The organism is Bacillus sp. N12A5 (assembly GCF_026790125.1).
GTDB lineage: Bacteria > Bacillota > Bacilli > Bacillales > Bacillaceae > Bacillus.
Window position 1 is genome coordinate 230,481 of sequence record NZ_JALAMR010000002.1, and the last position, 22,578, is coordinate 253,058.

The following is a 22,578-nucleotide window of genomic DNA, read 5'->3' on the forward strand; positions in this document are numbered from 1 at the left end:
CCGGCTGGACTTTATTTCATCATTTATGTTGTCTTTAAGTAATCGTTCGAGAAAGCGATGATATTCATGAACAAAGAAACCCTAAAATATATACTCACGATTTTCTCAATATGTGCAACCCTTCAGGAAACCGATCATATGCGTATTGCCCATAGCTGGATTTTGAGTGAAATCGTACGATTTTTAATTTGCACGGCTGTGTTTTTGATCATGACATTTCTATTAGATGCTGTTTTTCCAAACAAAAAAGAGTCACACTAATGTGTGGCTCTTTTTGCTTAACATCATCTCATCAATAACATCACAAATGAATCAATCATTATGATCAAAAACAACAGGCAAAAATAAATAAGCGAGTAGATAAACATATCCTTTGCCCACTTCACGTCATCGCCTGTTTTGAAGCCTTTGATGCTTTTTTTGATCCATATGCCCCCGAGAACCAAGGCAGCTAAGAAATAAAAAGGGCTTATCCGATCGGTTCCGAGAGAAAAAGGAAATAACAGCGTCACCGGGACAAGGACTGCAATATATTGAATCATTTTTATTTTCGTTACATGATTTCCTTTTACAACAGGCAAGAGCGGAACGCCCGCCGCCCGATATTCCTCTTTGCGCCTGATTCCAATCGCCCAAAAATGCGGGGGCTGCCATAGAAACATAATCGCGTACAACAGCACTGCCGTCATGCTGATGTCTCCAGTTACGGCACAATACCCCATCAATGGCGGCGCTGCTCCCGGAAAGCTCCCAATAAAGGTGCTCCACACAGAGGTTCGTTTTACCCATACCGTATAGATGATTGCATAAAAAGTAAAGGCGGCCAGTCCGAGAAAAGCTGTTAATGGATTGAGGGAATAGAGCATCGCAAGGCCAGCGATTCCTAAAATGGAGCCATACGTTAAGATCATAGCTGGCGGCATTTTCCCTGTGACTGAGGCCCTGCTGCGGGTGCGTGTCATTTTTGCATCTATATGGCGGTCAAAATAATTATTATAGACAGTGCCGGAAGCCATAACAAACGCGGTTCCGAGCATTGCTGTCACCATTGTCATCAAAAAAGCGATTCCTGTTAATGGTGTTTCTGCCCTGGCAAATGCGATCCAAAATCCGCCGAAGGCAGCTATTGAGTTTGATATGATAATGCCGGGTTTTGCAAGTTTGATAAAATCGTAAACTGTTACCCGGTTCGCAGGTTTTATGTATGACGTTTCAGATATAGCCGCAGAATCCCTTGTATTCTCCAAAAATAGACGCCTCCCCCAAAAACTGCATGCTTTTGTTATCGTAACAAGAGGGCTGTGAAAACGCAATTATTTCCTATATCTGTCATAATATTGTCATTTTTAAAACAAAAAAATGGGGAGCTGGACTGCCCCCATTTCGGTAAACAAAGCCTAGTATCCTCCGCCGTATCCTCCGCCATATCCGCCGCCGTAACCGTACCACGGGGAGTAAGGCGGACGCGGGCGCGGGTAGTAGTAAGGCGGACGCGGATAAAACGGGAAGAACGGATAAAACGGTCTTGGATAATAATAAGGCGGATAAAATGGCGGTCTCGGGCGCGGATAATAATAAGGCTGTCTTTCATCATAAGGTGTAATTTGATCAAATGACTGTTCGTTTAAAGGATAATCCAAGAGGAAAACCTCCCTAACTTTTTTATTCTATTTACCATATTCTTGATGTGAAAGTTGGGTGTATGTACATTTGTGAATTCAATTTTTTTTATGGTGTAATCCTTGAAAAAGGATTGACAAGAACTTCTAAATCTCATAGTATTACAAATGTGAAATAAATGTTACTTTAATGTTACAAAAATATTTCTAAAAAGTTATGATTCTAACATTGATACAGGATAAATCGAAACGGTTATGAAAGAAGGAATTTGTGTTGTTGGCAAAAAGAATCAAATGGTTTCATGTATTATTAGCAGTTGTATGTGTGGCGGGCCTTATCGGCTTTTTCCATAATTCATTACAAAAAGAAACGGTTATGAATAAAGTGAAAACGGATTCTCAGTATGGGAATGTAGAGATCGCAACGCTTGTGAATGACGGGAAAACTTTCAATTACGCGGTCAACTATCCAGTTTTCAAAAATAAAAAAATGGATGCAGTATTAAAGAGTTTTGCAGAGAAAGAGGTTCGCCAATTTCAGAAGGAAACAAAAGACGTGAATCAGGAACATACGACAAAACGCAACGAATTAAATGTTGATTATCAAATTGTCCATTATGCCAAGCAGACAGTAGCGATTGTATTTACTGAATATAAATATATCGGCGGTGCAAACGGACAAACCGTGAAAAAAACGTTTAACTATGATTTTAGTAAGCAAGCTTTTCTATCAATTGATGATATTTTCAATGAGAATGCTGACTATTTACATAAGCTTTCGTTAATTGCCTATCATGAGCTGAAAAAAGATAAGGACATTGCTGCAGATGATGCGCTGTTAAAAGAAGGAACGGCACCGAAAAAAGAAAATTTCAGCCGCTTTGCCATTAAGGAAGATTATATCGAATTTTATTTTGATACATATCAGGTCGCAGCAGGCCATCTTGGAGAGCAATCGATTGCGATTAAGAAAAGCCTTTTGAAAGACATCGTAAAAGAACAATATATGGATAAAGCAAAAAACAAAAATAAAATCAAAGAACAAAAGCCAAAGCATGAAGTGATTTCCTTGCCCAAGGAGGAATCAGTTGATCCAAATCAAAAAGTCATTGCGCTTACTTTCGATGACGGCCCGAATCCTGCGACAACAAATCAGATTTTGGATTCCTTAAAGAAATATAAGGGCAATGCCACGTTTTTTGTTTTGGGGAGCAGGGTTCAATATTATCCGGAAACACTAAAAAGAATGCTGAAAGAAGGAAATGAGGTGGGGAACCATTCATGGAGCCATCCGCTTCTCACAAGGCTTTCAGTGAAAGGAGCGTTAAAACAGATCAATGATACGCAAGACATCATTGAAAAAATAAGCGGATACCGCCCGACGCTTGTAAGACCTCCATACGGCGGCATTAATGATGAACTGCGGAGTCAATTGAAAATGGATGTCGCGTTATGGGATATTGATCCGGAAGATTGGAAAGACCGTAACAAAAAAACAATCGTTGACCGTGTCATGAGCCAGGCGGGAGATGGAAGAACCATTTTGATTCACGACATTTACCAAACCTCTGCTGATGCGGCCGATGAAATTATAAAAAAGCTCACCGATCAGGGCTATCAATTGGTAACGGTCTCTCAGCTTGAAGAGGTGAAAAAACAAAGAGAAGCGAATTAATACGAAAAGGCTGCCGCGGATATTGTCCGTCTGGACAGCCTTTTTTCTATTTAATAAGAGCCTGTGGTGGCCCAAACATTCAGATTCGGTCCTGAATACTTGCCGAAAGCGTAAGAAGTCCTTGGATCTAAATCATATACCATCGGTGTATAACAGGACTTTTGGCCGGCGACCGCTTTTCCGTTGCCGCCTGCAGAATCACAGTTATATCTCTTTCCATCCGTGTTCCGGGTAATCTCCGCATTAGCCTCAAAGCCCGTCGTCAAAGTGTTATTCATCGTGATTTTTGCCCAAGCCGTTTTACATGTACTGCTGAATTTGAGCTCGACCACTCCGATGACTTGATTATTGGCATTGACTAAGTTTGAAGATTTTTTTGTGGAGCCGCTGGACGCACAGTCATTGTAATAAGGGCTTTTTCCATCGTAGGCATGAGTTTCCGCATTGGCGGGTGCTCCTTTGACGGCAAAAATAAATACTGCTGCGAATAACACCAATGAAGCCTTCGTAAACAATCTTTTCATGTCCTTTGTAACCTCCTTAATATGGCAAACAATAAATCATACGGAGGAACAATCAAAACATGCATGCTTTTTTGTGAACAATAAAGGCGGCCGGGAGGATGGAATTCTTGGCCGCCTATTGTGTGAGGTTAAGCTTTTACATCAATGGTTTGTCCAAGCGTTGGATGCTGAATCATCTTTAAGGTTTGATCTGCATTTTGCTGGGCGGTGTCCAACATTTTTTTCGTAAGTGCGATATTAACATTTTGGGCAAGCGATGCTTGATGCATCGCAACTGATAAAGCAGGAATATCCATCGTTCCACCTCCTATGCCTTACCTATCGGCGTCTTTGTATGATTTTACAGTGGAAAAAGGATTACTTTTCCCTGTTGACCCTTACGCTGCGGCATATCATATGTATTTGACAGGAAGGGATCAGGATGAATCTTGTCATGGAAAAGACCTTTGAGCAATACGAAAAGCTGTTTTCAATGGAAGAACAGAAAAGAGAGGATGAATTTCGGTATACGATGATGAGGCCGTTTGAAAAGATGTGGAGCGCCATCCGAGTCCGCTGAAAGCAAAGGAGCCAAACGGCTATGATGTGATGATGGCTGTGAAAATGCTTGGATTTGGATGTCCGTGACGCTGAAACCGGGCAGAAAGCTCTAAAAATATTGAAGGAATCACATGCTGCAGAGACAGCTGAAACTGCGCTTCGGCAATGTATGCGTTTTGCTGAGCGGAAGCAACTGGGGGTGAATGCCGGCGAGATCAAATTCGGACTTTATATCGCTGATCCAAATAAGCTACAGCTGCAAAAAGGCTACTGCGGGTTTGGCGGGATACCGGGCTTTATTCATGTATGGATTGACCCGAACAGCTATAACCTGAAAAGGATTCCTTCAATTATTGCGCATGAGTTTCATTATAATTTACGGTTTTCGTATATTGATTTTCATCACGGCTCTGTGAGTGTCGGGGATTATCTTGTGATTGAAGGGTTGGCTGAGTCATTTGCCAGAGAGCTGTTTGGCGAGGAACAATTGGGTCCTTGGGTAACGCGTTTCGATCATGAGGATTTGCAATATTCCATTGATGTGATCAATGAGGTGCTGGATGTGAAAAGGCTTTTCGGAAGTCAGCCGTTATATGTTTGGTGATCCAATTGCTAAAGAGCAGGGCTTTGAGCCTGCAGGATTATCGGCATTTGCGAGTTGCGGTTGGCTATCATGCCGTTCAGTCATTTATGGAGCAACAGCAAGTCACGATAAACGAGGCCACACGCTTAGATGCGAAGACTATTCTATCTCAGTGCGGGCTGTTTTCCAAATGAAAAAAGCGTCATCTAGCGGCGCTTTTTTCTTCCCAAAACAGCAGTTCTATGGCGGCACAGGCGGCTATTCCGATTGTATATGCTTCGATATCGCTCCATAAAAAACCGTACCCCAGTACAAGTCCGCCAAGAAAAGTGTCTCTGATCCGATCAATCCATTCAGCGTGATACAGCTGGCTGCATTCAATGACAAAACAGAAAGAAAGACTGATCATCCCCGATGTCATTGTCTTCAGTTTCTGAAATAGAAACCCGCATCCCGTAAAGATCATGGCGGCCCACAGCGAGTCTCCCAAATACATGTTGACGGTAGCTGGAAGAATGTTGGAGAACGCTCTAGATCCCAGCCCCAGCCCGATGACCAGTATGGTGAAAGCTGCATATATCCATCGATTTCGATTCATTAACAATTGATACCCCGTCTCGGTTGATCTCCCATGTATTGTAAGGAATATATCTTTTATTTGTCCAATAAAAAAGCGGCTGAACAGCCGCGAAAGGGTTTATTTTGCTTTTAGGTTTACATGGTCGGCGGTCTGGTCCGTGCCTATTACAAAATGGAGTTCATATTGGCCTGTATCATATACATAATCGATTTCATCGGTAAACGGAACAGTTAACACTCGATTCGCGGGACCTAATTCATTTCGCAGCACTTCCGGTGTTACCCCGCCTAAATTAAGCTGCCGCTCCACGCCGGTTCCAAAGTAGCGGATTTCTGAAATCGTCATGTCCTTATGATAGGAAAATCCGTAGCCCGGCTGCCCCATATTCCAGTGATATAAATCAAATCGATTGTCTCCCCCCACTGGTCTTTCCGGTTCCCCTAATGCTGCATGAACATCGCCTTTTGTGCTTTTGTTAATGGTCAGACCCTGCACCTGCTGAGGCATTTCTCCTGTGTAGGCGGTGTTGTAGAGATTTTTGACAAGCTCGGCGGCTGAGTGATTCGTATCTTCGGAGATCGTGCTTGTTTGCGTTGCTGCTTTTGCGGGAGTTGAGAAGGACGCCGCTCCAAAGCCGGAAAGAGTGCCTGTCAGTGCAGCTGCCGCGGTTAGAATAGACATTGTTTTTTTCATGTTAATCCCTCCTTTTTCATCTCGTTTCCCGGTGTTTATGCAATAAAACATGAGAGTGCGCTTTGTATGTTTTATTGATCACGCGCAAGGGAACAGAATTAGGTAATTCGGTATATAGAGCAAGAAAGGGGAATGGAGATGGCTGACAAGAAAAAAATCACTATAAACGGCGTTGAAATGGAAGCATCCGAAGAACAGACGGTGCTGCAGCTTTTAAATAACAGTTCAATTGAAGTGCCGCAAGTTTGCTATCATCCAAGCTTAGGGCCGATTGAAACATGCGATACGTGCATTGTCAGCATCAATGGCGAGCTGAAAAGATCGTGCTCCGCTGAGTTAAAGGATGGGGATGTCATTGACACGCTTTCGCCTGATGTAAAGAAAGCGCAGGTCATCGGGATGGACAAGATTTTATATAATCATGAGCTGTATTGTACAGTTTGCGATTACAACAACGGGGGATGCGAAATACATAATACGGTGAAGGAAATGAAAATCAATCACCAAAGCATCCCGTTTGATCACAAGCCCTACCATAAGGATGAATCCCATCCGTTTTACCGCTACGATCCGGACCAATGTATTTTGTGCGGCCGCTGTGTCGAAGCGTGCCAGGATGTTCAGGTAACTGAAACACTGACCATTGACTGGGAGCGGAAACGCCCGCGCGTCATTTGGGATAACGATGTGCCGATCAACGAGTCGTCATGTGTGTCATGCGGCCACTGTTCAACCGTCTGTCCATGCAACGCGATGATGGAAAAAGGAATGGAAGGGGAAGCCGGATATTTAACAGGCATCAATAATGAAACCCTGCGTCCGATGATCGAGATCACAAAAGGCGTAGAGACAGGTTACGGCTCGATTCTTGCCATTTCTGATATGGAATCGGCCATGCGTGATGAACGAATCAAAAAAACGAAAACCGTCTGCACGTATTGCGGCGTCGGCTGCAGCTTTGATGTCTGGACAAAGGGAAGAGACATTCTGAAAGTAGAGCCGCAGGAGGAGGCGCCAGCCAACGGTATTTCTACCTGTGTAAAAGGGAAGTTCGGCTGGGATTTCGTCAACAGTGAGGAACGCCTGACAAAGCCGCTGATCCGGGAAGGCGATCATTTCCGTGAAGCAGAGTGGGAGGAGGCGTTATCGCTGATCGCCAGCAAGTTCACCGAATTAAAAGATACCTTTGGTCCGGATTCACTTGCTTTTATTACATCGTCTAAATGTACAAACGAGGAATCCTATCTCATGCAAAAGCTGGCCAGAGGGATCATCGGCACAAATAATGTGGACAACTGCTCGCGCTATTGCCAATCTCCTGCGACTGCCGGCCTGTTCCGGACAGTGGGCTATGGCGGTGATTCAGGATCAATTACAGATATCGCGCAAGCGGATCTGGTTTTGATTATCGGTTCGAACACATCTGAGTCGCATCCGGTCTTGTCCACTCGGATTAAACGGGCTCATAAGCTGAGAGGGCAGAAAGTGATTGTCGCCGATATCAGAAAACACGAAATGGCAGAGCGCTCTGATTTATTTGTCCAGCCGCGTGCCGGATCAGATATCGTCTGGCTGAATGCGATCGCCAAATATTTAATTGAAAACGGCAAGGCCGATGAACGCTTTTTGCAGGAAAGAGTGAATGGCCGGGATGAATATGTAAAAAGCCTGGCGCCGTACACACTTGAATATGCCGAGGAGAAAACCGGAATCGATCAAGAAACCCTTATCCAAATGGCGGAGATGATTGGCCAAGCTGACAGTGTGTGCGCATTGTGGGCGATGGGCGTGACACAGCATATTGGCGGAAGCGACACGAGCACGGCAATCTCTAATCTGCTGCTTGTGACAGGAAACTACGGAAAACCGGGAGCGGGCTCATACCCATTGCGCGGCCATAACAACGTACAGGGAGCGAGTGACTTCGGAAGCATGCCTGACAGACTGCCGGGCTATGAAAAAGTGACGGACGAACAAGTCCGCCAAAAATACGAGCAGGCGTGGGGTGTGCCGCTGCCGAAGGAGCCGGGCATGACCAATCACGAGATGATTGAAAAAATCCATTCCGGCCAGTTGAAAGCAATGTATGTAAAAGGTGAAGAAATGGGACTGGTCGATTCCAATATTAATCATGTACATTCCGCCTTTGAAAAGCTTGATTTCTTTGTGGTGCAGGACATTTTCCTTTCACGTACAGCCGAGTTTGCTGATGTGGTTCTTCCAGCGAGCCCGAGCCTTGAAAAAGAGGGAACCTTTACAAACACAGAACGCCGGATTCAGCGTCTGTATCAGGTGTTTGAACCGCTGGGCCAATCAAAGCCTGACTGGCAGATTATTATGGAGGTTGCCAATAAGCTTGGCGCTGGCTGGCACTATGAGCACCCTGCTGACATTATGGAGGAAGCAGCCAAGCTGTCTCCGATTTATGCCGGCGTCACCTATGAACGGCTTGAAGGCTACAATTCCCTGCAATGGCCTGTAAGCGCTGATGGAAAGGATTCGCCTTTGCTCTTTACCGAGCGCTTTCCTTTCCCGGACGGAAAAGCCATTCTTTATCCTGTTCAGTGGACGGAGCCTGAAGAGTTCGGCGAGGAATATGATATCCATGTCAACAATGGGCGGCTCTTGGAGCACTTCCACGAGGGGAACCTGACCTACAAATCAAAAGGGATTTCCGAGAAAACACCGGAAGTGTTCCTAGAAATTTCTCCTGAGCTTGCGGCAGAAAGAGGGATTCAGGACGGAACCCTTGTCAGACTCACATCGCCTTTTGGAAATGTCAAAGTGAAGTGCTTGATCACTGATCGTGTCAAAGGGAAGGAAGTATACCTGCCCATGAATGATTCAGGGGAAGCGGCGATCAACCTGTTAACAGGCAGCCATGCCGATAAGGATACTGATACGCCTGCTTACAAAGAAACATCAGCCAAAATGGAAATTTTGAAGCGCGACGGGAACAATCCACTGCCTAAGATCAATCACCGCAATGGCAATCCGCAGCCGCAAATCGGTGTGCAGGTACAAAAGAAATGGGCGAGGAAGGATTATATTTTCCCTGGTGACGCCGTGAAAAGGGGGATTGGGCACCATGGCTAAAGCGATTAAACGAATTCAAAAAATCGAGGTAACCGAAGAGGATCAGCGAAAGCGTGATTTGAGGGAAATTGAAGATGCTCTAGTTGACCATAAAGAAGCGATTCTCGAAACCTTGCATATGCTCGGCCATATGAACGAGCGCGGCGTGCTGCCATTGCTGCGCGGCCTTTTTGGCCAAGGAGATAAAGTTCTTGACATCTTAGTGAAAAAGGCTGATACAGAGGAAACGGCCAACACATTGAAAAATCTATTGCTTCTGTTTGGAACCCTCGGCATGCTGGACGTGAAACAGCTGGAGCCTCTCATTTTGAAAGTGAATGCGGGAGTGGCAAACGCGGTGGAGCAGAAGGACAGGGAAGAAAAGACAGGGTATTTTGATATCATCCGTTCGCTCAAAGACCCGGAAATCAACAAATCAATTACACTGCTCTTTTCCTTTTTAAAAGGAATGGGACAAGATACAAAGGAGCTAGAACGCACGACGCAGCCTCCAGAACACCAAAAACATCATCAGGAACCCCGCGCAAAAAGGGGGATGAATAAGCGAGATTGACCACCCGCCCGAGCCGGCTTCAGCCAGCTCGGGTTTTTTGATGAAAAGGCCTAATGGACTAGTCGAAAATGTTCAAATACTAGAAATTAGTAAGTTTGTGATGAATGAGATAAAAATAATCGTTACTTTCTTACCTGTTAAGAAAAGGAAAAATCTGATTATAATAGAAATCGATTACTTTAGATGGGGGAACAGTCATGAAAAAAGTCTTATTACTACTGTTTGTCTTGACGATCGGGTTAGCGCTTTCTGCGTGCAGCCAATCGAGCGATGCGTCAGAGAAGGAAAAACCGAAAGAAAAAAAATCACAAGAAGAGCTTGAAAAGGAACTTGATAAGGAATTGAAAGAAGGCGGTGAGCCGAAGACCAAAAAAGATGATCAAATACATAAAATAGGAGAAACATTTAAAGCAGGACATACGAATTTTACAGTGAATAAAGTTGATAGAGTGCAAAAAGGTGAATATATGAATGTTGGCGGAGCTGTAAATGAGGAGACAAAAACAATAAAAGATGATGAGGAACGGCTTATTATAGAAGTTACGATGGAAAATATAGGGAAAGATTCAATAGGCTACAATTTTATCGGGTTTGATTTAAGAGATAAGAATGATCAATCAGTGCGGCCTGTTTTTTCTATAGAAGAGAAGGGCAGAATCCTTATGGGAGGAACACTAGTATCGGGGAAAAAGGTTACAGGTGTACTCAGTTATGTCATCCCTAAAGGAGAACAGAAACATTACACACTGGTATATAATCCGTTTTTAGCTGATACAAATAGCAGTAATGCAGAAGAGAGAGTAAAGGACGATATTGATTACTTGGTGAAGTTAGATTAGAAGCTAATTTACAGTTGCACGTTTTCATCTGTGGAAAACGTGCATTTTTTATAGCGAAACTTGACTTGAAAGGATGAGTGATAAAAGTGCAAGTCAAATGGCTGGAACGGGCGCAGCGGATTCGGGCGATCGCACAGGCGGGGCTCGCTTTTTCCAAGGATGTGTATGACAGAGAAAGGTACGAAGAGCTGATGAGGATCAGCGCAGAAATGATGGCGGATTACTCAAAGACGGACATTGAAGTGGTCACTGATTTATGGAAAGGCGAGAAAGGCTATCCGACACCAAAAGCGGATGTTCGTGCCGCTGTATTCCGAGAGAATCAGATTTTGCTTGTCCGGGAGATACATGATGAGCTGTGGTCGCTGCCGGGCGGATTTTGCGAGATTGGTTTATCACCAGCTGAAAACGTAGTCAAGGAAATCAAAGAAGAGTCGGGGTACGATACAGAACCGTCTCGATTGCTGGCCGTACTGGACAGCCAAAAACACCCTCATCCGCCTCAGCCTTATCATTATTATAAAATCTTCATTGAATGCAGGATGACGGGCGGGCAGGGGGAAACAGGATTTGAGACGAACCATGCCGCTTTTTTTCCAGAAGACAGGCTCCCGCCGCTTTCTCCAAAACGAAACACACCCTCACAGCTCTGCATGCTGTTTGACTTTTTGCGCCATCCGGACAAAAAAGCGATATTTGACTAAGCAAAAAAAGAGCCCTAAAGGCTCTTTTTTTATAGCGCAATATGTTTTTCGTTGGCAAGTTTCAGAAGGGTCAAAATAGAATCGGCTTGTTTATGGCCGAGTTTTTGCTTTAATTTGTTTTCTTCAACTAATCGGCTGCCATAAATCTCGACAGAAGCCTTGTCGACGACAGTATGCCAGTTTTCCTGCTTTTTTCCCTCAACAAGCGGTTTTCCGTGTCTCTCAGAAAAAGAGAACACAAATAATACAAATGCAAGTGAAAGTAGGATGCCGACAACTTGTTTTTTGAAATTGGTCTGTGCTGCCATGTTGTTCTCTCCTTCACCTTTTACCTTCTATTTAATCATAGATCCAGCTTATTTTACATAATGGGAAAGTCATTTTTGGAGTTAGTGCATTTGGTTGAAAACAGGGATATTTTTTGAGCGGAGCGGTGTAATTGAATGCATATTGGATTTGTGTGCTTATGCCTAAGGTCACGTTGTGAGCCAAAACAGCAGTGCAGAATAGAAAAAAATTGAAAGATTATGGTAAGATGAACGAAATTCGAGGGGGAATATATGATGCCTGCATCGGACATCATGATCGCCTGCCTGCTGTTATTGATCTGTCTATATTTGATTGTCCCTCTCTTTTTCGAAAGCGGGAGGTGAAGAAAGACGTCAATTGCTGAATTCTTTCAAGGGAGTGACAATACATGAATGTGTTAAACCGACGGCAAGCCTTGCAGCGAGCGCTGCTTAATGGAAAAAACAAACAGGATGCATATCATCCGTTTCCATGGTACGAATCGATGAGAAAGGAAGCGCCTGTTTCCTATGATGAAGAAAATCAAGTGTGGAGCGTTTTTCTTTATGATGATGTCAAAAAAGTTATTGGGGATAAAGAGGTGTTTTCCAGTTATATGCCGCAGCAGTCAAGCGTTATTGGGAATTCCATCATAAATATGGACCCGCCAAGGCATACGCAAATCCGTTCTGTTGTGAATAAAGCGTTCACACCGCGTGTGATGAAGCAATGGGAACCGAGAATTCAGGAAATCACAGATGAACTGATTCAAAAATGTCAGGGGCGAAGCGAGTTTGACCTTGTTCATGATTTTTCATACCCGCTTCCGGTTATCGTGATATCTGAGCTGCTGGGAGTGCCTTCAGAGCATATGGATCAGTTCAAAGCATGGTCTGATCTTCTGGTCAGCACACCGAAGGATCTGAGTGAAGAAGCTGAAAAAGCCTTTTTGGAAGAACGAAACAAGTGTGAGGAAGAACTGGCGGCGTTTTTTGCCGGCATCATAGAAGAAAAGCGAAACAAACCGGCACAGGACATCATTTCAATTTTGGTGAAAGCGGAAGAAACAGGCGAGAAGCTGTCAGGTGAAGAGCTGATTCCGTTTTGTACACTGCTGCTGGTGGCCGGGAATGAAACCACAACAAACCTGATTTCAAATGCGATGTACAGCATATTGGAAACGCCGGATATCTACGATGAACTGCGCAGCCATCCTGAACTGGTGCCTCAGGCAGTGGAAGAAACCCTGCGTTTCAGGGCGCCGGCACCGGTTTTGAGGCGCATTGCCAAGCGGGATACGGAGATCGGAGGGCATCTGATTAAAGAAGGTGATATGGTTCTGGCCTTTGTGGCATCAGCAAATCGTGATGAATCGAAGTTTGACAGGGCGCACACGTTTGATATCCGCCGCCACCCCAATCCGCATATTGCGTTTGGCCATGGCATTCATTTTTGTCTTGGGGCACCGCTTGCCCGTCTTGAAGCAACGATCGCTTTAACGTCTTTGATTACTGCTTTTCCGCATATGGAGTGCGTCAGTATCACTCCGATTGAAAACAGCGTGATATACGGATTAAAGAGCTTCCGTGTGAAAATGTAATAGATAAGGAGAATGGAGATTTATGAAAAAATACCATATTTCGATGATTAATATCCCGGCGTACGGACATGTCAATCCTACGCTCGCTTTAGTAGAGAAGCTTTGTGAGAAAGGGCATCGCGTCACGTATGCGACGACTGAGGAGTTCGCATCTGCTGTTCAGCAAGCCGGTGCAGAAGCATTGATCTATCATACATCCCTGAATATTGATCCTAAGCAAATCAGGGAGCTGATGGAAAAAAATGAAACACCAATCAGTCTATTAAAAGAATCACTAAGCATTCTGCCGCAGCTTGAGGCGTTATATCAGAATGATCATCCTGATCTGATTGTCTATGATTTTATTGCGCTAGCGGGAAAATTGTTTGCTGACAAGCTTCATGTACCGGTCATCAAGCTCTGTTCCTCATATGCCCAAAATGAATCCTTTCAGCTAGGAAATGAAGACATGCTGTTAAAAATGAAAGAAGCAGAGGCTGAATTTAGAGCCTACTTGGAGCAAGAGCAATTGCCGGCTGTTTCATTTGAACAGTTAGCTGTGCCGGAAGCATTAAATATTGTCTTTATGCCGAAGTCTTTTCAGATTCAGCATGAGACGTTCGATGACCGTTTCTGTTTTGTCGGCCCATCCCTTGGAAAACGCACGGAACAGGAAAGCCTGTTGATCGAAAAGGATGATCGCCCAGTTATGCTGATTTCATTGGGAACGGCGTTTAACGCATGGCCGGAGTTTTATAAGATGTGCATTGAGGCATTTCAGAATTCTTCATGGCAAGTGATTATGTCCGTCGGGAAAACGATTGATCCTGAAAGCCTGGATGAGATCCCTGCTAACTTTACCGTTCGTCAAAGTGTGCCTCAGCTTGAGGTGTTGGCAAAAGCCGATTTGTTTATTTCTCATGGCGGGATGAACAGTACGATGGAAGCGATGAATGCCGGTGTGCCGCTCGTCGTCATTCCGCAAATGTATGAGCAGGAGCTCACTGCCAAGCGTGTCGATGAATTAGGCCTTGGCGTTTATTTGCCGAAAGAGGAAGTGACGGTTTCCAGACTGCAGGAAGCGGTGCAGGCGGTAGCAGGTGATCAAGAGGTGCTCAGCCGCGTCAAGAATATGCAAAAGGATGTAAAAGAAGCAGGCGGAGCTGAGCGTGCGGCAGCTGAGATTGAAGCGTTTATGAAAAAATCCGCTGTACCGCAGTAAACATAAGAACCGAAATCACATTGATTTCGGTTTTTTATTTAAATGTTCTTTTTCATCCCGCACCTCCGGCATTCTCTGAGAAATTTCCCCCCTTTTACAGAGCTTTTGAACAGGGTGTAATCACAATTGTCGCAGCGTCCGCTGTGGACGTCCGGATATTCATTAAACTCGTAAATGATCGATGTATCGTAGCCTTTTGTTTCATATTCTTCTTTTTTTGTTTCCATGATCGATCCTCCGTTCGTAAACGTGTCTGCTGTATATCTTACAGCAAGCTTCCGGCGTATTCAATGGATTTTAGAGGCTTTGGTTTATCTTGATTTCTCCTTTGGTTTGCGCCACAATAGCTTTATTACGTTTGTATACATAAAAGAATGTGCAAGAAGGAGAGGAAACGGGTATGGGAAAAGGATTACATGGAAAGCGCGTGGCGATCGGGGGCTCCCGAAAAACCGAAGAAATCAGCACGATCATTGAAAAACAGGGCGGAACTCCTGTCATCCGTCCTCTCCAAGGAACGGTTTACTTGGCAGAGAAGCAGGTGGAGCCGGATTTGAGAACATTTGCGGAAGAAAAAGCTGACTGGATCATTTTCACGACAGGCATCGGGTTGGAGACTCTTGTCGATATGGCAGAGAAAATTGGACTGAAAGATGAGTTTCTGCAGGCCATTCGCCAAGCGAAAGCGGCGTGCCGGGGATACAAAACGCTGTCTGCGCTGAAAAAGCTTGGGATCACACCGGAAGCTTCGGATGAAGACGGGACAACAAGAGGCTTAATCCGTTCCCTGGAGCCTTACGACTTTAAAGGAAAAACAGTCATGGTGCAGCTTCATGGCGAAAAAGCGCCGGCCCTCATGGCATTTCTTGAAGAAAAAGGCGCGTCTGTCCTGCCGATTCTGCCTTATCAGCACATCCCGCCGGAGGAGGAAACGGTGGAACAGTTATGCCGAGAGCTGATAAATAGTAAGGTTGATGCCGTTTGTTTTACAACGGCCATTCAGGTTCGTTCCCTGTTTGATTTTGCCAAGGAGCGCGGCTATATCGATGAAGTGAAGGCTGTATTCGAAGAGCGGGTCATCGCTGCGGCTGTCGGAAAAGTGACTGCTGAAGCACTGCGGGAAGAAGGCATCACGAGATTGCTTGCGCCGGAGATTGAGCGGATGGGCGCGATGATTATTGAGCTGTCCAAGTATTATGAAGAAAAGGAATAACGAGTACAAAAAGCCGCTTTCCAAGGGAAAGCGGCTTTTGTATGCCGGAAAAGCCGATTGGCTGTATGCTGGTTTTCTGTCTCGCTGTTTTGAGAATCGTTAATTTCCGTCAAACCATGCTTTGTATCATTGCACTTTTGTTTAATCTTGAAGTTCCTGCTAGTCTGTTGCTATTTAAGCCTCTCAGTTCCATTTAATACTGTCAAACTATTTTACTGATTATTAAAGCACTAGTCTTTCTATAGCAAATGAAGTTTTTTCTGCAATTCTTCTTTTATTTCGTGTAAACGCTCATCAACCGAGACCTGGGGGATTTTATAGCCAACGAAGAAAGGGGAAACAACGAATCTTGGTACGATTTTGCAGATGATATGATGATTTGCATGATAGAAAAATAAATTATAGCTTGTGCATTTATAGCTGAAATCTTGGGTCAAATATGTAACAGCTGTTTGAATGTAATCAGCCATAAGGTCTGTATGTTTCAGCGAGTCACTTATGATGATATTCATTTCCGTGAAACCCATAATCGGATCGCTCGACAGGTTGAATTCGGCTTTATTTGGATGCTCTGCAACCTTAATCCCTAGAAAGTTCTCATATGAGAGCGATTCCATATAATCCACATATTTTAATCCGACAATCTGCATATGGGCGTGTTTTATACTGCCGCCTGAAAGCGGGCCGTGGTTTTTATACAATATGACGCTGTTGTATTGAGGATCCTGTTCCATATGTATCAGTTTTTCTAAGCTAAACCGTATCAGCTTTCTCATTTTTTCATTGCTGTAAGTCGTGATATCTTCATCGCACTGGCCTGTCTCCACAATCAGTGTCTGATACGTATCTTGGATAGTGGGATATTTGTTTTCGAGCCAAATCATTTCCCCGTCTGTTTCTAAAATGCCGGTGAGGTTATCACGGTCACAAAAAGGACAGGCGTTTTGCTTGTTGACAATGGTTTCAGGTTTTTGTGCACTGATATAGCTGGAAAAATATAATTTCTGCATTTGATGTAACGACCTTTCGAAATTTTCTAATTCCTTACTCCACTTCAACATTCTATATGGGTTACATGAGGCTTGCAATATTTTCTTTGTTTTTTGTATGAAATAACCAAAAAAGAATTAATTTTTTTATAAAATAATTTATGTTAAATAGGAAAACGTTTCCAAAGGGGGCAAAACCCTTATTTTATAAGGTTTTTAGGGTGTTTTTTCGTAAGGCGAAAGTCTTTAATTAAAAATCAATAAAAATATAAATTTTTAGAAAATAGTTATTTACAAATATTCCCCTCCTGTGTATATTAGGGAATATCTTACTGAAAGGAGAAAACTGGGAGTATTTCACTACAAAAGGAGCGAGCAAGAACATGACTACATCTCATTTTAAAAAAGGTGTGCTTTTTTGCCTGATTGCAGGTATTTGTTTTGGAGCGCAATGGCCTGTAGCTGGAAGAGCTCTGAAACATATTGATCCATTCTTTTTTACACTGATACGTTATCTGATTGTGGCAGTCGTGCTATCTATTATTCTGTTTTTTACAGAGGGATCCAAAAGTTTTAAGACGGAAGGGAAACTGATTCCGATTTGGTTTTATGGGAGTATGGCATTCTGCGCTTATAATTTTCTCGTATTTTTAGGTCAAAAGATGGCGGGCGATAACGGCGCTATTTTAGGCTCTATTTTAATGGCCTTGATCCCAATGGTGTCACTGCTTGTTTTATGGGTGTATAAAAAGAACAGACCTGAGAATGTTACACTGCTTTTGGTTGCGGTGTCCTTCATCGGCGTATTGCTTGTTGTGACAAAGGGGGATGTTGCTTTTTTTGCAGATAGCAATAATCAGGCCGTTCCTATTATTTTAATGTCAATCAGTGTGTTAGCTTGGGTTCTTTATACGATTGGAGGCAGCAGCTTTCCGGAATGGTCATCCTTGCGTTACACAGCGTTGAGCTGTATTTTCGGAAACATCACATCTATAGCTGTTATTTCAATATTTGTAATATTAGGAAAAATAGAAGTGCCTTCTATTAATCAAGTCGCGGACATCAAATGGGAAATGATTTATATGAGTATTTTTGCAGGTGTTATCGGTGTGTTTGCATGGAATATCGGCAATAAAATACTGACACCGATCAACGGTTCTCTGTTTATGAACTTGGTTCCGATTGTTTCGTTTATGATTTCTATTATCACAGGCTATAAAATGTCACCTGTTGAAGCAGGAGGAGCTTTCTTAACGATCGGTGCAATTGTGTTAAATAATATTTACCAGAGACGGCGTTCTGTCGCGCCTGCGGTTAAGACAAGCAAAAAAGAAGCGGTATAACATCAAATCCAATAAAAAAGGGGTTTTAAGATGAGTATAAAATTAATGGATGTCACGTTAAGAGAATCTGTTCATGTTGATGGGGCGAAGATCAATTTAGATGCTGCCCGCCAAGTTGTCAGCGGACTTTCAAAAGCGAATGTTGATTTTATCGAAATCGGCTATGTGTCTTCGAACGAAGGGCTTAATCTACAAAACTACTGTCCGATTGAATACATAGAAGAAATGGCTTCCGTGATAGATGCGGAGTCAAGCTCACAATTAGTGCTCATGCTGCATCCGGCTCAATATATAGAAGAATTTCTAGATCGTATGAAGCATCCTTCCGTTGGTATGGTCCGTTTATGCATTCCTCTTGCGAAAACGGATGCTAGCCTGCCGGTCATCAAAGAATTGAAAGCACACGGAATCAATGTCAGTGCAAACTTAATTAGGGCAAGTCATGCTAATATCCAAGACATTATCGTATTTACGGAAAAAGTCATAGAAGCGGGAGCGGATTATATCTACCTGGCTGATTCTAACGGAGCTATGATGCCGCCAGCTGTTTCATCTTTATTTACCAAGCTGAAAGAACATTCATCTGTAGAACTCGGTTTTCATCCTCATGACAATTTAGGCCTTGCCTCGGCAAATGCCATTGATGCGATTCAGTGCGGTGTACAGTTAATTGACGGAAGTTTATACGGTTTTGGTAAAGGACCGGGGAATCTGTGCATCGAGACATTTGCAGCGATACTCAATCGCTTAGACCTTAGCAAAAAATATGATATTTGTGAATTAATCCAGTTATCAAGACAAGCCTATTCCTTATTCATCAATGATGCGTCAGAGAATACCTTCTTTGACAAAGAGGAAGGGATTTTGTCCGGTCTGCATAATTTGAATTTAGATGTATTAGACAAGCTTGACAGAATGGCGCAATCAAGCGGTCTCAAGTTATTGGATTTATTAGTGATATTAGAAAAGCAGACGTTGATTCATCGTGCGGAATTTGCGCTGAGAAGCACCGAACTGAGTCAAGTAGGGTGAGGAAGGTCATGAACAAACCGAACGAAAAACGCAGTTGGAAACTGGAGTTAGGAACCGGGGACAGAGTAATTTTGGTTTTGCCGAGAATGGACGCAGATGCATTAAGCCGAGAAGAATGGATGGTGTCACTTGCACCGTACATCAGCAACTATACATTTATCATTTTAGATGTCCCGGAAAAACTGATCCAAGAGAATCAGGAAAAAGATTCATTTACCGTCCCTGAACTGGCACAGTGGGCACATGATTATGTCGAAAAGAATAACATCAAACCTTATATGATTTGGGGCTTTTCTCTCGGTGGGATGATGGCTCAGTATTTAAGTACGTTCACTGCATATGAAGACACTCCCGTTTTATTGGTGTCTACCATGTTATATCCAAATAAAAAATTAAAGGCTGTTTTTTCCACATGGTATATGCTTTGCGATAAATTTGGCGTAAAAGGGCTTCAAGCGGGATTAGTGCCGTGGGTCGTCAAAGAAAGCGAGCTTCCTTTAATGCGGTTGGAGACGACAGACATAGAAGATGAGGTGATTGCCGTGGCCAAAATGAAAGCCGGCGTGCAAGCTATAATAAGCCATAACGGAAAAGCATATCACGATCAGATGAAGTCACCGATTCAAATCATTTTCGGAGAAGAATCGATTTTATTAGGGGAAGAAGAGTCGGAATATTTTGAAAAATATGTTCCGCAGGCGAACATTTATTTTATACAAAACAGCGGTATGCGCATGTTCGGTGAAAAACCAGAGGAAGTCAAACAAGTGATCGAGAAATTTATTGATTCACATTTCGGAGCAGAGGTGTAAAAACAAATGTCGAAAATAACAGCAGCGGTTTTACCAGGAGATGGAATCGGTCCTGAAGTTATAGAATGCAGTCTACCTGTATTTGATCGATTAGGTGTCGATATTGATTTAAAGTTTGGTGATATCGGATGGGAGTTTTGGAAAAAAGAAGGTGATCCAGTTCCGCAAAGAACGTGGGATTTAATTGAAAAATGTGATGTGACATTATTAGGCGCGATCACCAGTAAACCTCACGCTCAGGGTCTAAAAGAATTAGATCCGTCATTACAAGATAAAAACTTGAAGTATGTCTCACCTGTCATCCAACTGAGACAAAAATTAAATTTGTTCGCAAATGTGCGTCCTGCTTACAGTTTAGAGCATCAGCAATCAAAAAAGTTTAGAATGACCGTCATTCGAGAAAACACAGAGGGACTTTATGCAGGACTTGACTTTTCACCGATACCCAAAGGTTTATATGATTTTATTCAGGCAAACAAGAACGGACTACATCATTGGCAGCTTGACGGAGAAGATGCTGCAGGTGCCGCGATTCGTTTGATTACGAAAAATGGTTTAAGGCGATTGTTGAAGTTTGCCTTTGAATGGGCGAAAAAATACAACTATCAACGAGTGACTTGGTCAGATAAGCCCAATGTGATGAGGCAGTCCGGTCAGTTTGCGTTAACCATTTTGGAAGAAGTGGCGAAGGATTACCCGGAAGTGGACTGGGAGGTCCAAAACGTTGATGCGACAGCAATGTGGATGGTAAAAGATCCGGGACATTTCGGCGTCATTGTCAGTGAAAATCAATTCGGCGACATTCTCTCCGATCTCGGAGCAGGAATCATGGGCGGCTTAGGTCTTGCACCGAGTTCAAACTTCGGTTACGAGAATGCTTATTTTGAACCGGTACACGGCTCAGCGCCAAAACATGCCGGTAAAATGAAAGTGAATCCGATGGCGCAATTTTTAACCATTTCTCTTTTGCTTGAGCATTGCGGATTTATGGAAGAAAGCATTCGGATCAAAAACGCTGTCAATAAGGTATTAAAAGATGGAAAAACGTTAACGTACGATTTAGGCGGTATCGCAAGCACAAAAGAAACGGCAAATGCTATCATTCAAAACTGCTAGGAGGACTGAATAAGTGGACAACCAACAAATTATAAAAGAACTGAAATCGTTTGATACGCCGACGATTTCTGACGCATTGGATAGTTTAAATATAAACGGCGGATTATGCGGTATCATACCGAGAAACAAGTCTGCAAATATTTGCGGAACAGCTTTTACGGTTGAATACAGAGAACCGAACGAAGAGGAACAGCAAGTTGCTAAAGCAGCCGATTTCATTGATGCAGCGGACGAGAATTCAGTCATCATTCTGGCTAACAACGGCCGTGCGGATTGCACCGTATGGGGCAACATTTTAACCCAAATCGCTATACAAAAGAAAATCGCGGGCACTGTAATAGATGGCGCTTGCCGTGATATTGACTTTATTCGGGAAACTGAGTACGCAATGTTCAGTAAATCAGTCTATATGAAAACGGGAAAAGGCCGTACGAAAAAAAGAGCCCATCAGGTGCCTGTCACGATCAGCGGCACGATCATTCAGCCAAACGATTTTGTTCGCGCGGACCAAAATGGAGTGATCGTCATTCCCCAACACGTTGCCGAAGAAGTTATCAAGCGCTGTAAAGCAATTGAAGAAACGGAAGAGAAAATTAAAGAAGCCGTTTCTCGAGGCATCCATTTAAAAGAAGCACGTGAAACGTATAAATATCATCGTCCTTGGGAGAATGAAGTGGTAGCCAAATGAAGCTTGACCGATTTTTAGATCTTCATGTACACGCATGGCCTGATACGTATAATAGAAGATATACGATTTTTAATTTGGGTGAAGAACTAAAAGCGAACAATGGAGCAGCCGTTATGAAAAGCCATTTGATGGTCACAACACCGCTTGCCCATATGGCCCGGGAGATGGGGCTGCCGCTCTTTGGCTCTATTACATTAAACCAGTATAACGGCGGTATCAACCGATCGGTGGTTGAAGCAGCGATTGCTGCAAACGGTCCAGATGATTCTTCAATGATGATTTGGTTTCCCACTTTGACCATACCGTCAAACAAACCAAAAACAAAACAAACAACATCTCACCCTGTTTTAGCTGAAAATGCAGTGAAATATGAAAGAGTCAGCGAAAACGGAAAACTTCGGCAGGAAACAAGGGAAGTCATTCAATTAGCATCGGCGTTTAACATTCCATTAGCAACAGGTCACTCTTCAAAAGAAGAAGTGTATATGCTGATTGAAGAAACAGAAAAACAAAATTGTAAGCTGATGATCACTCATCCGTTTTACCAATGTACGAATTTTACTATAGCTGAGATCATCGACATGCTTTCTTCTTCAAACAACGTCTATGTTGAATTTGCTGTTTTAATGAGCAAAATTGGTTATGACCGGCACGAGGATTTAGTAGAAGTGTTGAAAACATGGGGAACGGATCGTATTTGCGTATCGACGGATTTCGGGCAGTTAAAAAATGGCACAGTGACTGAAGCATATACGGAATATTTGACAGAAGTAAAAAAAGCTGCTGAAGCAAACGGATTTGATTTTAATAAAAAAAGCGCTGATGAAATTTGTTATTTGAATCCAACTGCTTTTTTAGGTGTGAAATAAAGATGAGCCCTTCCCGAAAAG

The 22,578-nt window shown here is 43.3% G+C and carries 22 protein-coding genes and 2 pseudogenes; 15 read left to right on the forward strand and 9 right to left on the reverse strand.

Translation table 11 applies throughout. The features are described from left to right. Positions 1–284: 284 nt before the first annotated feature. A complete protein-coding gene (cyoE, locus tag MOC09_RS01535; protein ID WP_268358855.1) occupies positions 285–1,286 on the reverse strand; it encodes a heme o synthase in 1,002 nt (333 codons plus the stop codon). A gap of 111 nt (positions 1,287–1,397) precedes the next feature. Beyond that, the gene (gene cotT / locus MOC09_RS01540) at positions 1,398–1,640 is read right to left on the reverse strand and encodes a spore coat protein CotT (protein ID WP_268369334.1); all 243 of its coding nucleotides are present in this window, start codon (positions 1,638–1,640) and stop codon (positions 1,398–1,400) included. A 253-nt stretch (positions 1,641–1,893) separates the two neighbouring features. Between cotT and MOC09_RS01545 the strand changes: the two genes are divergently transcribed. Beyond that, positions 1,894–3,294: a polysaccharide deacetylase family protein gene (locus MOC09_RS01545; RefSeq protein WP_268358848.1), complete on the forward strand. Its 1,401-nt coding sequence runs from the start codon at positions 1,894–1,896 to the stop codon at positions 3,292–3,294. 50 nt (positions 3,295–3,344) lie between these two features. Here MOC09_RS01545 and MOC09_RS01550 read toward each other — a convergent pair whose 3' ends face one another. Together MOC09_RS01550 and MOC09_RS01555 are read right to left on the reverse strand one after the other, a co-directional pair. Further along, the gene (locus MOC09_RS01550) at positions 3,345–3,818 is read right to left on the reverse strand and encodes a YjfA family protein (RefSeq protein WP_268369336.1); all 474 of its coding nucleotides are present in this window, start codon (positions 3,816–3,818) and stop codon (positions 3,345–3,347) included. A 128-nt stretch (positions 3,819–3,946) separates the two neighbouring features. After that, positions 3,947–4,114 carry a YjfB family protein gene (locus MOC09_RS01555; protein WP_014476499.1) on the reverse strand — a complete coding sequence of 56 codons (168 nt, stop codon included), beginning with the start codon at positions 4,112–4,114 and terminating at the stop codon, positions 3,947–3,949. 125 nt (positions 4,115–4,239) lie between these two features. Between MOC09_RS01555 and MOC09_RS01560 the strand changes: the two are divergent. Then, positions 4,240–5,135: pseudogene (locus tag MOC09_RS01560) on the forward strand (DUF2268 domain-containing protein). Between the two features lie 12 nt (positions 5,136–5,147). Here the strand turns inward: MOC09_RS01560 and MOC09_RS01565 are convergent. Both MOC09_RS01565 and MOC09_RS01570 read right to left on the reverse strand, forming a co-directional pair. After that, a pseudogene (locus MOC09_RS01565) lies at positions 5,148–5,539 on the reverse strand (DUF2809 domain-containing protein). A gap of 99 nt (positions 5,540–5,638) precedes the next feature. Next, positions 5,639–6,214 carry a YjgB family protein gene (locus MOC09_RS01570; RefSeq protein WP_268358843.1) on the reverse strand — a complete coding sequence of 192 codons (576 nt, stop codon included), beginning with the start codon at positions 6,212–6,214 and terminating at the stop codon, positions 5,639–5,641. 138 nt (positions 6,215–6,352) lie between these two features. Between MOC09_RS01570 and fdhF the strand changes: the two genes are divergently transcribed. From fdhF to MOC09_RS01590, 4 genes are all read left to right on the forward strand, one after another. Continuing rightward, complete coding sequence (gene fdhF, locus MOC09_RS01575) at positions 6,353–9,310, forward strand: formate dehydrogenase subunit alpha (RefSeq protein ID WP_268358842.1); 2,958 nt, start codon at positions 6,353–6,355, stop codon at positions 9,308–9,310. Then, positions 9,303–9,863, forward strand: coding sequence for a DUF1641 domain-containing protein (locus MOC09_RS01580; protein WP_268358840.1), 561 nt, complete (start codon positions 9,303–9,305; stop codon positions 9,861–9,863). Before fdhF ends, MOC09_RS01580 begins: the two co-directional genes overlap by 8 nt. Before the next feature lie 197 nt (positions 9,864–10,060). Further along, on the forward strand, positions 10,061–10,702 hold the full coding sequence (locus MOC09_RS01585) for a DUF4352 domain-containing protein (RefSeq protein ID WP_268369338.1): 642 nt from the start codon (positions 10,061–10,063) through the stop codon (positions 10,700–10,702). A 77-nt stretch (positions 10,703–10,779) separates the two neighbouring features. Continuing rightward, on the forward strand, positions 10,780–11,406 hold the full coding sequence (locus MOC09_RS01590) for an NUDIX hydrolase (RefSeq protein WP_268358838.1): 627 nt from the start codon (positions 10,780–10,782) through the stop codon (positions 11,404–11,406). 29 nt (positions 11,407–11,435) lie between these two features. Here the strand turns inward: MOC09_RS01590 and MOC09_RS01595 are convergent, their stop codons facing one another. Beyond that, positions 11,436–11,714, reverse strand: a complete 279-nt coding sequence (locus MOC09_RS01595) for a hypothetical protein (protein WP_268369339.1) — start codon at positions 11,712–11,714, stop codon at positions 11,436–11,438. Positions 11,715–12,103: 389 nt separating this feature from the next. On the opposite strand from MOC09_RS01595, the gene MOC09_RS01600 reads away from it, so the two are divergent. Beyond that, complete coding sequence (locus tag MOC09_RS01600) at positions 12,104–13,294, forward strand: cytochrome P450 (RefSeq protein WP_268369340.1); 1,191 nt, start codon at positions 12,104–12,106, stop codon at positions 13,292–13,294. Between the two features lie 22 nt (positions 13,295–13,316). Continuing rightward, positions 13,317–14,495, forward strand: coding sequence for a macrolide family glycosyltransferase (locus MOC09_RS01605; protein WP_268367029.1), 1,179 nt, complete (start codon positions 13,317–13,319; stop codon positions 14,493–14,495). Between the two features lie 38 nt (positions 14,496–14,533). Here the strand turns inward: MOC09_RS01605 and MOC09_RS01610 are convergent, their stop codons facing one another. Next, positions 14,534–14,722 carry a hypothetical protein gene (locus tag MOC09_RS01610; protein WP_019258112.1) on the reverse strand — a complete coding sequence of 63 codons (189 nt, stop codon included), beginning with the start codon at positions 14,720–14,722 and terminating at the stop codon, positions 14,534–14,536. 173 nt (positions 14,723–14,895) lie between these two features. Between MOC09_RS01610 and MOC09_RS01615 the strand changes: the two genes are divergently transcribed. Further along, the gene (locus tag MOC09_RS01615; protein ID WP_268360051.1) at positions 14,896–15,708 is read left to right on the forward strand and encodes a uroporphyrinogen-III synthase; all 813 of its coding nucleotides are present in this window, start codon (positions 14,896–14,898) and stop codon (positions 15,706–15,708) included. 239 nt (positions 15,709–15,947) lie between these two features. On the opposite strand, the gene MOC09_RS01620 is transcribed toward MOC09_RS01615, so the two are convergent. After that, complete coding sequence (locus MOC09_RS01620) at positions 15,948–16,718, reverse strand: DUF4931 domain-containing protein (RefSeq protein WP_268360052.1); 771 nt, start codon at positions 16,716–16,718, stop codon at positions 15,948–15,950. Positions 16,719–17,080: 362 nt separating this feature from the next. Here MOC09_RS01620 and MOC09_RS01625 point away from each other — a divergent pair, with 362 nt between their 5' ends. From MOC09_RS01625 to MOC09_RS01650, 6 genes are read left to right on the forward strand one after another with little or no spacing between them, the layout of a single operon-like run. Continuing rightward, a complete protein-coding gene (locus MOC09_RS01625; protein WP_268360053.1) occupies positions 17,081–18,040 on the forward strand; it encodes a DMT family transporter in 960 nt (319 codons plus the stop codon). Positions 18,041–18,070: 30 nt separating this feature from the next. Beyond that, the gene (locus tag MOC09_RS01630; protein WP_268360054.1) at positions 18,071–19,072 is read left to right on the forward strand and encodes a hypothetical protein; all 1,002 of its coding nucleotides are present in this window, start codon (positions 18,071–18,073) and stop codon (positions 19,070–19,072) included. 8 nt (positions 19,073–19,080) lie between these two features. Continuing rightward, a complete protein-coding gene (locus MOC09_RS01635) occupies positions 19,081–19,884 on the forward strand; it encodes an alpha/beta fold hydrolase (protein WP_268369341.1) in 804 nt (267 codons plus the stop codon). A 6-nt stretch (positions 19,885–19,890) separates the two neighbouring features. Then, positions 19,891–21,000, forward strand: a complete 1,110-nt coding sequence (locus MOC09_RS01640) for an isocitrate/isopropylmalate dehydrogenase family protein (protein WP_268360056.1) — start codon at positions 19,891–19,893, stop codon at positions 20,998–21,000. Positions 21,001–21,013: 13 nt separating this feature from the next. Continuing rightward, positions 21,014–21,688, forward strand: a complete 675-nt coding sequence (locus tag MOC09_RS01645; protein ID WP_268360057.1) for an RraA family protein — start codon at positions 21,014–21,016, stop codon at positions 21,686–21,688. After that, positions 21,685–22,557, forward strand: coding sequence for a DUF6282 family protein (locus MOC09_RS01650; RefSeq protein WP_268369342.1), 873 nt, complete (start codon positions 21,685–21,687; stop codon positions 22,555–22,557). Before MOC09_RS01645 ends, MOC09_RS01650 begins: the two co-directional genes overlap by 4 nt. The last annotated feature ends 21 nt before the right edge of the window (positions 22,558–22,578 follow it).

Coding starts and splice junctions, on each gene's coding strand:
- MOC09_RS01550 (WP_268369336.1), bottom strand. CDS start 3,818: ATGAAAAGATTGTTTACGAAGGCTTCATTGGTGTTATTCGCAGCAGTA.
- MOC09_RS01555 (WP_014476499.1), bottom strand. CDS start 4,114: ATGGATATTCCTGCTTTATCAGTTGCGATGCATCAAGCATCGCTTGCC.
- MOC09_RS01570 (WP_268358843.1), bottom strand. CDS start 6,214: ATGAAAAAAACAATGTCTATTCTAACCGCGGCAGCTGCACTGACAGGC.
- fdhF (WP_268358842.1), top strand. CDS start 6,353: ATGGCTGACAAGAAAAAAATCACTATAAACGGCGTTGAAATGGAAGCA.
- MOC09_RS01580 (WP_268358840.1), top strand. CDS start 9,303: ATGGCTAAAGCGATTAAACGAATTCAAAAAATCGAGGTAACCGAAGAG.
- MOC09_RS01585 (WP_268369338.1), top strand. CDS start 10,061: ATGAAAAAAGTCTTATTACTACTGTTTGTCTTGACGATCGGGTTAGCG.
- MOC09_RS01595 (WP_268369339.1), bottom strand. CDS start 11,714: ATGGCAGCACAGACCAATTTCAAAAAACAAGTTGTCGGCATCCTACTT.
- MOC09_RS01600 (WP_268369340.1), top strand. CDS start 12,104: ATGAATGTGTTAAACCGACGGCAAGCCTTGCAGCGAGCGCTGCTTAAT.
- MOC09_RS01605 (WP_268367029.1), top strand. CDS start 13,317: ATGAAAAAATACCATATTTCGATGATTAATATCCCGGCGTACGGACAT.
- MOC09_RS01610 (WP_019258112.1), bottom strand. CDS start 14,722: ATGGAAACAAAAAAAGAAGAATATGAAACAAAAGGCTACGATACATCG.
- MOC09_RS01615 (WP_268360051.1), top strand. CDS start 14,896: ATGGGAAAAGGATTACATGGAAAGCGCGTGGCGATCGGGGGCTCCCGA.
- MOC09_RS01620 (WP_268360052.1), bottom strand. CDS start 16,718: ATGCAGAAATTATATTTTTCCAGCTATATCAGTGCACAAAAACCTGAA.
- MOC09_RS01625 (WP_268360053.1), top strand. CDS start 17,081: ATGACTACATCTCATTTTAAAAAAGGTGTGCTTTTTTGCCTGATTGCA.
- MOC09_RS01630 (WP_268360054.1), top strand. CDS start 18,071: ATGAGTATAAAATTAATGGATGTCACGTTAAGAGAATCTGTTCATGTT.
- MOC09_RS01635 (WP_268369341.1), top strand. CDS start 19,081: ATGAACAAACCGAACGAAAAACGCAGTTGGAAACTGGAGTTAGGAACC.
- MOC09_RS01640 (WP_268360056.1), top strand. CDS start 19,891: ATGTCGAAAATAACAGCAGCGGTTTTACCAGGAGATGGAATCGGTCCT.
- MOC09_RS01650 (WP_268369342.1), top strand. CDS start 21,685: ATGAAGCTTGACCGATTTTTAGATCTTCATGTACACGCATGGCCTGAT.